The 6630-nt window shown below is 45.6% G+C and carries 4 protein-coding genes; all 4 read left to right on the top strand.

The features are described 5' to 3' along the window. Positions 1 to 131 precede the first annotated feature (131 nt). Genes WKI49_02805 through WKI49_02820 form a run of 4 tightly spaced genes read left to right on the top strand, consistent with a single transcriptional unit; the run spans position 132 to position 6575 of the window. Positions 132 to 1643 carry a hypothetical protein gene (locus tag WKI49_02805; protein MEJ7621433.1) on the top strand — a complete coding sequence of 504 codons (1512 nt, stop codon included), beginning with the start codon at positions 132 to 134 and terminating at the stop codon, positions 1641 to 1643. 2 nt (positions 1644 to 1645) lie between these two features. After that, complete coding sequence (locus WKI49_02810; GenBank protein ID MEJ7621434.1) at positions 1646 to 3808, top strand: BadF/BadG/BcrA/BcrD ATPase family protein; 2163 nt, start codon at positions 1646 to 1648, stop codon at positions 3806 to 3808. Between the two features lies 1 nt (position 3809). Further along, positions 3810 to 4901 (top strand): acyl-CoA dehydratase activase-related protein, encoded by a 1092-nt coding sequence (locus WKI49_02815; GenBank protein ID MEJ7621435.1) that lies wholly within the window; start codon positions 3810 to 3812, stop codon positions 4899 to 4901. A gap of 12 nt (positions 4902 to 4913) precedes the next feature. After that, complete coding sequence (locus WKI49_02820; protein MEJ7621436.1) at positions 4914 to 6575, top strand: cation:proton antiporter; 1662 nt, start codon at positions 4914 to 4916, stop codon at positions 6573 to 6575. Positions 6576 to 6630 lie beyond the last annotated feature (55 nt).

Below are 6630 nucleotides of genomic sequence, written 5' to 3' on the forward strand. Positions count from 1 at the left end.
TCTACCGTATACCTTACAGGATATCTCTCAGCCAAGCCCATGCTTTAAATATAGGCTTTCATATGACCAGAAGCATAAATAAAAGTCAGGCGGTAGGCATAAATTTTTATAAAACTTAAGGAGGGTTTACTGTGGAGACAAAAGAGTTTCATTATAGAGCTTATAGACCAAGACCTTTCACAAAGGAAGAGAGGTCAAAAACCACCATACTATTTGGTGGACTTACATGGAAACACGAAAGGCTTATACAAGGGTCTCTTGAGAGGGTGGGATACAAAAGCATGCCTCTGCCTAATATAGAAAGACAAGACTTAGACATAGGAAAGGAGTTCATAGATGTGGGGGCTTGCTGTCCTACTACTTTTACCGCTGGGAATTTGGCAAGGACATTGATGACTTTGAGAGAAAGAGAGGGTGAAGAAGGCGTAAAGAACAATTATCTTTTTGTAACCATAGGAGCTTGTGGACCTTGTAGGTTTGGTCAATATCACGAGTCTTACGAGAGGGTGCTTGAAGGGTTAAACCTTACAGACTTTAGGCTTTTCCTCCTTGACCTTATGCAGATGGAACAGTCCGCACCCGGTGGTGGGCTTGAGATAAGCATGCCTCTCACCTTTGGGCTTGTGTATTCCATGTTTTATGCAGACCTTATAACGGACATGGAATATGCAATAAGACCTTACGAAGTGGTTGAGGGTTCTACAGACAGGGTAGTAAAAGAGAGCATTGAATTGCTATATGAAAAGTTAAAAAACAGACCCATAAAGGGCAAAAAGATAGACTCTTTGGTGTGGCATGTCTTCACAGGCTATTTTGTGGATGCCTTAAAGGAGGTAAGAAGGCTGTGGGATGAGATAGAGGTGGATAGGCTTAGAGTAAAGCCAAAGGTGAAGATAACTGGTGAGTTTTGGTTGCAAACCCACGAGGGGGATGGCAACTACAACATAAAGAGGTGGCTTGAGAAGGAAGGTGCGGAGGTTATACCACCGCCTGTGGCAGTCTGGATGGACTATTTGATAAACATGGAGCTTTTTAAGTTGGAAGATGCCAAGGGCTTTGTAAAGAGGTATTATCTCAAAAAGCTCGCCATAGGAACTATAGCAAGCCTTTATAGAATGGTCTACAACAGGCTAAGGAGAGCCTTAAACAACATACCTAATCCTCTGCCAGACCAGAGGAAACTAAAAGACCTTGCCAGACCATACTTCTACTATAGGCTCACAGGTGGAGAGGGTCATATGCTTATTGGCAAAGCCCTGTATGCCTATTTAAATAGGCAGGCACATATGATATGTGAGCTATCTCCTTATGGATGTCTGCCTAATACCATGTCAGTGGGTGCTATGGCAAAGGTGCTTGGGGACTATCCAGACCTGCTTTATGCACCTATTGAGATAAAGGGAGATGCGGAGGTGCATGCCTACTCAAGGTGTCAGATGATACTAACGGAGGCAAAAAGAAGAGCAAAAGAGGAGTTTGAGGAGGTTCTGGAAAGGACTGGTTTGACGGTGGAAGATATAAGGAACTTTGAAGAAGACCATCCAGAGCTAAGAAGGGCAACCTACAAAGTCCCACACTACGGATATGCGGGCACTGCAAGCAATTATGTGATGCATATAGCAAAGCTTATGGGGAGGATATAGTTATGCTCTTGCTGGGTATAGATGTGGGTAGCACCACCTGTAAGTATGTGCTGACGGACGAAAAGGGCAATATCCTTGATAGAGCCTACGAGAGACACAACACAAAACAAGCTGAGAAGGTTTTGGAGTTTCTCCTAAGGCTTGAAGGCAAATACGGTCTAAAGCCAGGCAGAGACAGAGTATACATCACAGGCTCTGGGGGTGGTCTTATTGGGGAGCTAATAGGGGCTCGCTTTGTGCAGGAGGTGGTGGCGGTTGCCACTGCGGTGGAAAAACTGCATCCGGATGTGAGGTTTGTAAGTGAGATAGGCGGGGAGGATATGAAAACCATCTTTATAAAGGAACAAGAGGGAAAAAGAAACAGACAGGTCTATATGCAGAATGCGTGTGCAGGTGGGACTGGAACTTTTATAGAGAAGTCTGCGAGAAAGTTAGGCATCTCCTCTGACGTCCTTTCCCAGATGGACTACGAAGGCTATACGCTTCACAGAATAAGCTCCAAGTGTGGCATTTTTGCGGAGGCGGATGTGAACTCTTTGGTGAAAGCGGGCGTGCCAAAGGAAGAGATAATTGCCTCCCTCTTTGAGGCGGTGGTCTATCAAAACCTCGCTCAGCTTACCAAGGGAAACACTCCTCTTCCCAAGGTGCTTCTTCTTGGAGGTCCTAATCTCTTCTTCAAAGGACTTCAACAGGCTTGGAGACTGCATCTGCAAAGGCTCTGGAAGGAAAGGGGCATAGGGGACTTTAGCAAGGAGGAGATGGAAAAGCTGGTTATTGTTCCAGAAAACTCCCTATATTACGCTGCGCTGGGGTGCATATTCACAGCTCTTGAGGAAGAAGGCGGGCTTTACGCAGGCACAGAAAGGCTTCGCTGGTGGGTGGACGAAGGTCAATATGAGCAAAAGCTAAAAGAAGGCAGGAGGGGTCTTGTTTCCTCAGAGGAGGAGCTCCTTGAGTTTAAGAAGAAATACTCCTACGTGGTGGAAAACAAAATTCAGCCAAAGAAGGCAAAGGAGATAATCATAGGTTGTGATTTTGGGTCAACCACTGCCAAGGCGGTCTGCATCACGCCAGACAAGGAAATAGTCTTTTCCTGCTACAGCCTAAGCAAGGGAAATCCCATAGAGGATGCAAAGGACATATTCCGGCAGATAAAAGAATACCTTGGCGATGGAAAGGTTCTTGCTTTGGGACTTACAGGTTATGGTAAAGACCTATTAAAGGATGTTCTTGGTGCGGATGTGGCGGTGGTGGAGACGGTCGCACATGCGGTTGCGGGGCTTCACTTTTTCCCAGATGCGGACTGCATATGCGACGTGGGCGGAGTGGATGTAAAGATTATGATACTGCGTCAAGGTTCTGTGGTGGACTTTAGGCTAAACTCTCAATGTTCCTCCGGAAACGGTGCCTTTCTGCAGGGAGTGGCGGAGAGGTTTGGTATTCCCCTTTCTGAAATAGCGGACAGGGCTTTCTCTGCAAAGGCTATGCCGAGCTTTACCATGGGCTGTGGCGTTTTTCTACAAAGCGATATAGTAAACCAGCAAAGAAAGGGTTGGAAGGCAGAAGAGATTCTTGCAGGACTTTGCTATGTGCTTCCTCTCAATGTGTGGGTCTATGCGGGCAACATAAATAACCTCTCACAGGTAGGCAAAAAGTTTATCCTCCAAGGTGGCACGCACAGAAACCTTGCAGTGGTAAAAGCTCAAATAGACTTCATAAAGTCCAAAGTCCCAGACGCAGAGGTCTACGTGCATCCCTATTCAGGCGAGGCAGGAGCTATAGGTTCAGCACTTATCGCACTTGAGCATTACCAAAAACATGGAAAGACTTCCTTTAGAGGCTTTGAGAGCATAGAGAGGCTCACCTACAGGTCCACCACCTCAAAGGACACAGTATGCCACTGGTGTCCTGTAAACTGTCAGAGGAGCTTTATAGATGTTTACATAGGCGAAGGTGAAGGAAGACCTTGGAGCAAAGTTCCACTTAAGGCAGGATGGGTAAGGCTTATTGTTAACAACGCCTGCCCGAAAGGTCTTGTGGAAGACGAAAGGGAGCTAAAGGCAGTCAAAGAAAAGATGGAGAGGTTAAAGCATGAATTTCCTAACATCGCTGACTTTGTTAAAAAAGAAGCCTTTAAAGTCCCAAGGGGACAGAAGGTCCATTAAGGTGGGTATCCCTAAGTTCCTCAATATATGGGGCACTCACCAATTTTGGGTAGGCTTTTTCCAAAGCCTTGGCGTGGGCAGGATAGTCTTTAGCTCAGACACCTCTGAGGAGCAATACAGAGAATATGGAAAGGGTAGAATAACCATGGACTCCTGCTTTCCCGTAAAGGCTCTCGCAGGGCATATGGGCGAGCTTCTTCACAAGGACATAAACCTGCTTTTTGTTCCCATGATATACTCCCTGCCGTCCTTCCTCAAGGGTCATGTGGTGGATACTCTCTCTTGCACTCGGGTAATGATGAGCGTGGAGAACATAAAGGCTGGCTTTTTGAGAGAGAAAAACGAGTTTGAAGAAAGGGGGATAGCCTTTGTTTCTCCCTTTGTGCCCTTTGCAGAGCCTGAACTTCTTCCCAAGTATCTGTGGGAGTCCTTAAAGGAGCATATTCCGGGTCTTACTCTTGAAGAGACCGCAAAGGCGGTAAAAGAAGGCTTTAGAGCCCTTGAGGACTTTGAAAGAAAGATGAGAGAAAAGAGCCTTGAGATAATAAGGTGGTGCGTAAAAAACAACAGACCTGCCATCCTTGTCCTTGCAAGACCTTACCATATGGACCCTGGCATAGGGCATGATATAGATGGAGAATTTCAACAGTATGGCTTTCCTGTGCTTTGGTATAACTACCTACCCTTAGATGACTGGCTCTTGGAGTGGCTCTTTGGAGAGGAGATAAGGGCTGGCATAATAAGGAGCTACTTTGATATCTCAGATGTGTGGACTTCCTCTTACAGCTCAAACACCAACGAGATAATATGGGGAGCAAAGTTTTCTGCGAGGTTTCCATGGATAACGGGGGTTATAAGACTTTCCAGCTACGAGTGTGGCATGGACCAGCCAACCTTTACACCAGTGCAGAAGATAGTGGAGAGTTCTGGGACGCTCTTTTTCAAGTTCGGAGAGTTAGATGAGACAAAGCCTGCAGGTAGTGTAAAGATAAGAGTGGAAACCATAGTCTACTACTTGGAAAAGTATTCACAGGACATCATAAAGAAAAAACTCAGCAGACTTGGAGCTGTGCCTTCGCAACTTTTGGTTTAAAATAAGAATATAATGCATTCATTTTTCACCACTGCTTACTTTGAATTTGCCTTTATACTGCTTCTTGCGGTTTTGCTGGGTCTTTTGGGTCTTGTGCTTCGCCAACCTCTCATTATAGCTTACATAATCCTTGGCATTTTGCTTGGTCCCTCTGGCTTTGGGCTTGTTAAGGCACAGGACACGGTAGATATTTTGGCTCAAGTAGGCGTTGCGGTGCTCCTCTTTCTTGTAGGTTTGGAACTAAACCCTCAGTATGTGCGTAGACTTGGTGCGGTGGCGGTAGCCACTGGCTTGGGTCAGATAATCTTTACCAGTGTTATAGGCTTTTTTATAATCTTGCTTCTTGGCAAAGACTGGCTCACTTCCCTCTATCTTGCCATAGCCCTCACCTTCTCCTCCACAGTGATAATAGTCAAGCTCCTCTCTGACAAGAAGGAAGTGGATACCCTTCACGGGAGGATAGCTATAGGCTTTCTCATAGTCCAAGACATAGCGGTCATAATAGCCCTCGTGGTAATGAGTGCTTTTGGTATAACAGGTAAGGAGGGGGATGTATTTCAGATAGTTCTTACCGTTATCTTAAAGCTCTCGCTTATGGGTCTTTTTATCTATGTCTTTATGAAATACGTAGCGGACAGGCTCCTAAGGGTCGTGGCAGGCTCTCTTGAGCTTTTACTCCTTTTTGCGGTAGCTTGGTCTGTAAGTCTTGCAGCACTTGGAGAATACCTTGAGCTCTCAAAGGAGCTTGGTGCCTTTCTTGCAGGCTTTTCCCTCTCTGCAACCCACTTTAGGGATGCTATAAGCTCAAGACTTACGCCCATAAGGGACTTTCTGCTCCTTTTCTTCTTTATAGACCTTGGCACTAAGTTTGACTTTTCTGTAATTCGCATGGACTGGCACATTGCAGTTATTCTGTCCCTATTTGTTCTAATTGGCAACCCTCTTATTGTTATGGTGATAATGGGTATTATGGGATACAGGAAGAAAACAGGCTTCTTGGCAGGTCTTACAGTGGCACAGATAAGCGAGTTCTCCATAATCTTCGTGGCTATGGGTATGTCCTTGGGTCATGTGGGAATGGACGCCCTTAGCATAACCACCATGGTGGGTCTTATAACCATAGCCCTTTCCACTTATATGATACTCTACTCCCATAAGCTATATAAATGGCTTGAGCCTTATCTTCGTGTCTTTGAAAAGAGGACACCTCATGCAGAGCTAAGGTTTGAAAGGCTCTTTTCTGAAGAAAGACCAGTGGAGGTTATCATATTTGGACTTGGCAGGCTTGGTGGCGAGCTCTTAGAGCACTGTAAGGAGATGGGTATAAACGCCATAGGCTTGGACTACAACCCTTCAAGGATAAGCGAGCTTAGAGAAAAGGGACTGCCTGCCCACTTTGGCTCTGCGGAGGACAAAACAACCTTGGAAGAGCTACCTATAAGTCAGTCCAGCATAATAGTTATAACCGTCCCAGAGCTGGAAGACATAAAGACACTGGTGAATAACCTAAGGGATATGGACTACAAGGGCAAAATAATAGCGGTCGCAAGGTCTCAAAGAGATGCGGAGAAGTTGGAAAAGATGGGAATATACAGGGTGATAAATCCCTACTACTACGCCTTTGAGGAGCTTGTAAAAGAGTTTGTGAGCTATGTTGATAGTTCCTCATCCTAAATAGAAAAATATTCCACAGGACGAGGTTTCGCAGGCAAGGGGACTATAAGCTCCC

The sequence above is a fragment of the Aquificaceae bacterium genome (assembly GCA_037722135.1).
Lineage (GTDB): Bacteria > Aquificota > Aquificia > Aquificales > Aquificaceae > Pampinifervens > Pampinifervens sericum.